This is a genomic window from uncultured Streptococcus sp. (assembly GCF_963518475.1).
In the GTDB taxonomy this organism is placed as follows: Bacteria; Bacillota; Bacilli; order Lactobacillales; family Streptococcaceae; genus Streptococcus.
In genome coordinates this window covers 1-3,247 of the sequence record NZ_CAUQJA010000049.1, presented here as the reverse complement: position 1 = coordinate 3,247, position 3,247 = coordinate 1, and the positions used below count along the sequence as shown (strand labels likewise).

Below are 3,247 nucleotides of genomic sequence, written 5' to 3'. Positions count from 1 at the left end.
TCTTGTTGAGGTTGGTATTTTAACAATTCAGGAATTATTAATGATTAATTAAAATTTTTTGTTAGAATAAGATCATAAAAAGTAAAGGAGTGTATGCTTATGCTACAAAATATTTATGATCAGATGACTGATTTCTATGACAGTATCGAAGAAGAGTATGCTACTTTCTTTGGTAATAGTTGGGACTGGGAACATTTTCATTTTAAGTTTTTGATTTATTATCTTGTCCGATATCGTATTGTGAGCTATCGGGATTTTATTGTTTACCATTATCGTGTTGCTTATCGTTTGTATCTTGAAAAATTGATAATGAAACAAGGTTTTGTTGCTTGTTGAGACAGTATGAGTTAATTTCCGAACAAATTTAACTTTTTGTAGGAATATAATGATAAATAGCCGGAATTATTTCTAAATCATTTTTTAATAGTTGGAAATAGCAAATCTTTCTATTGTTTCTTCTTGATAAAAAGGCGATTTTTTCTTATAATAAATTGTAAGATATAATTGCAGGTGAGAGTCCTGCCATGTATGTGAGAAAGGAAGAGCCTGAGGGCTCAGACAAGATTATGACTTCAGTTGTTGTTGTAGGTACCCAATGGGGTGATGAAGGTAAAGGGAAGATTACAGACTTCCTTTCAGCGAATGCAGAAGTGATTGCACGTTACCAAGGTGGTGATAATGCAGGTCACACGATTGTGATTGATGGTAAGAAATTTAAGTTGCACTTGATTCCATCTGGAATTTTCTTCCCTGAAAAAATCTCTGTTATTGGGAATGGTATGGTTGTAAATCCTAAATCTCTTGTAAAAGAGTTGAGCTATCTTCATGAGGAAGGTGTTACAACTGATAACTTGCGTATTTCTGATCGCGCGCATGTCATTTTGCCTTATCATATCGAGTTGGATCGTTTGCAAGAAGAAGCTAAGGGCGACAATAAGATTGGTACTACAATTAAGGGAATTGGTCCAGCTTATATGGACAAGGCTGCTCGTGTTGGGATTCGTATCGCCGATCTTTTAGATAAAGATATTTTCCGTGAGCGCTTAGAACGTAACCTTGCTGAAAAGAATCGTCTTTTTGAAAAATTGTATGACAGTAAAGCGATTGCTTTCGATGATATTTTTGAAGAATATTACGAATATGGTCAACAAATCAAGAAATATGTGACAGATACATCTGTTATCTTGAATGATGCGCTTGATAATGGTAAACGTGTGCTTTTTGAAGGTGCACAAGGTGTTATGCTAGATATCGACCAAGGTACGTATCCATTTGTTACGTCATCAAACCCTGTGGCTGGTGGTGTTACGATTGGTTCTGGTGTTGGTCCAAGTAAGATTGACAAGGTTGTTGGTGTATGTAAAGCCTATACGAGTCGTGTAGGAGACGGTCCTTTCCCAACTGAGTTGTTTGATGAAGTGGGAGAACGCATCCGTGAAGTAGGTCATGAATATGGTACAACAACTGGTCGTCCACGTCGTGTGGGTTGGTTTGACTCAGTTGTGATGCGTCATAGTCGTCGTGTTTCTGGTATCACTAACCTTTCATTGAACTCTATCGATGTTTTGAGTGGTTTAGATACAGTGAAAATCTGTGTGGCCTATGATCTTGATGGTCAACGTATTGACTACTATCCAGCTAGTCTTGAGCAATTGAAACGTTGCAAGCCTATTTATGAAGAGTTACCAGGTTGGTCAGAAGATATTACTGGAGTTCGTAATTTGGAAGATCTTCCGGAGAATGCGCGTAACTATGTTCGTCGTGTGAGTGAATTGGTTGGCGTTCGTATTTCTACTTTCTCAGTAGGTCCTGGTCGTGAACAAACAAATATTTTAGAAAGTGTTTGGTCCTAAGAGATTTTTAAGATTTGTTTAAGATAGGTCGGGTATACTATAGACAGTTACAAGAAGACCTCCTAACTTGTTGTAACAAATATCCTAAACTTTTCTTTTTCATAATAATCTCCCTATAAAGTCACCGCATTCGGTGGCTTTTTTTGTCTTGGGATTCATGATATAATAATAAAATCGACAAGTAGGAAAAGGGAAATTGATGAATTATACAGTTGAAGAAAAAGAAGTCTTTATGAGAGAGGCATTGAAAGAGGCTGAGATTGCTCTTGAACACGATGAAATTCCAATTGGTTGTGTGATTGTCAAAGATGGCAAAATCATTGGCCGTGGGCATAATGCGCGTGAGGAACTGCAGCGAGCGGTTATGCATGCGGAGATTATGGCCATAGAGAATGCGAACCTGAGTGAGGAGAGCTGGCGCTTGCTTGATTGCACGCTTTTTGTGACCATTGAGCCTTGTGTCATGTGTAGTGGGGCGATTGGACTTGCCCGTATTCCAAACGTGGTCTATGGGGCTAAAAACCAGAAATTTGGCGCTGCTGGGAGTTTGTACGATATCTTGACAGATGAGCGTCTCAATCATCGTGTGGAGGTTGAAACGGGAATTTTGGAGGATGAATGTGCAGCTATTATGCAGGACTTTTTTAGAAATAGACGGAAAAAATAATTTTGCTTTTAAAATGAATAGGAATGTGATATAATAAATAGTGGAGCAACAGTTCTGCGTGAAGCGGGTCAGGGGAGGAATCCAGCAGCCCTAAGCGATTTGAATTGTGTGCTCTTTTTTTTCGTGCTTTTTCCGAATAAATAAGATAGAATAATCTAGAATAAATAATAATAGAAAAGAGAAGAATATGAAAATTCGTGGTTTTGAATTGGTTTCGACTTTTACAGATGAGAATTTATTGCCAAAGCGTGAGACAGCGCATGCGGCTGGTTACGACTTAAAGGTTGCTGTGCGTACAGTTATTGCGCCAGGAGAGATTGTCTTGGTTCCGACAGGGGTTAAGGCTTATATGCAGCCGACTGAGGTTCTTTACCTTTATGATCGCTCTTCAAATCCTCGTAAGAAGGGCTTGGTCTTGATTAACTCTGTGGGTGTCATTGATGGAGATTATTATGGAAATCCTGGAAATGAAGGGCATATTTTTGCGCAGATGAAGAATATCACAGACCAAGAAGTGATTCTCGAAGTTGGGGAACGTGTGGTCCAGGCTGTCTTTGCTCCTTTCTTAATTGCAGATGGAGATGCAGCTGATGGTGTGCGAACTGGTGGTTTTGGGTCAACTGGACACTAAGATGAAGATTATCTTTGTACGTCACGGGGAGCCAGATTATAGTGAGTTAGAGGAACATTCTTATACGGGATTTGGGATAGATTTGGCACCCTTGTC

The 3,247-nt window shown here is 39.0% G+C and carries 4 protein-coding genes, 1 other RNA gene and 1 pseudogene; all 6 read left to right on the top strand.

Going from position 1 to position 3,247, the window contains the following annotated elements; all coding sequences use genetic code 11:
- Window positions 1-99: 99 nt before the first annotated feature.
- Window positions 100-336 (top strand): sigma(X)-activator ComW, encoded by a 237-nt coding sequence (gene comW, locus RYK12_RS10085; protein ID WP_060627312.1) that lies wholly within the window; start codon window positions 100-102, stop codon window positions 334-336.
- A gap of 230 nt (window positions 337-566) precedes the next feature.
- Complete coding sequence (locus RYK12_RS10080; RefSeq protein WP_001832534.1) at window positions 567-1,853, top strand: adenylosuccinate synthase; 1,287 nt, start codon at window positions 567-569, stop codon at window positions 1,851-1,853.
- A gap of 199 nt (window positions 1,854-2,052) precedes the next feature.
- Window positions 2,053-2,520, top strand: coding sequence for a tRNA adenosine(34) deaminase TadA (tadA, locus tag RYK12_RS10075; protein ID WP_060627311.1), 468 nt, complete (start codon window positions 2,053-2,055; stop codon window positions 2,518-2,520).
- Window positions 2,521-2,552: 32 nt separating this feature from the next.
- Window positions 2,553-2,648, top strand: an RNA gene (gene ffs, locus RYK12_RS10070) — signal recognition particle sRNA small type.
- A gap of 59 nt (window positions 2,649-2,707) precedes the next feature.
- The gene (locus RYK12_RS10065) at window positions 2,708-3,151 is read left to right on the top strand and encodes a dUTP diphosphatase (RefSeq protein WP_084925933.1); all 444 of its coding nucleotides are present in this window, start codon (window positions 2,708-2,710) and stop codon (window positions 3,149-3,151) included.
- A pseudogene (locus tag RYK12_RS10060) lies at window positions 3,111-3,247 on the top strand (histidine phosphatase family protein); the annotation flags it as partial. The gene RYK12_RS10065 and the pseudogene RYK12_RS10060, both read left to right, overlap by 41 nt.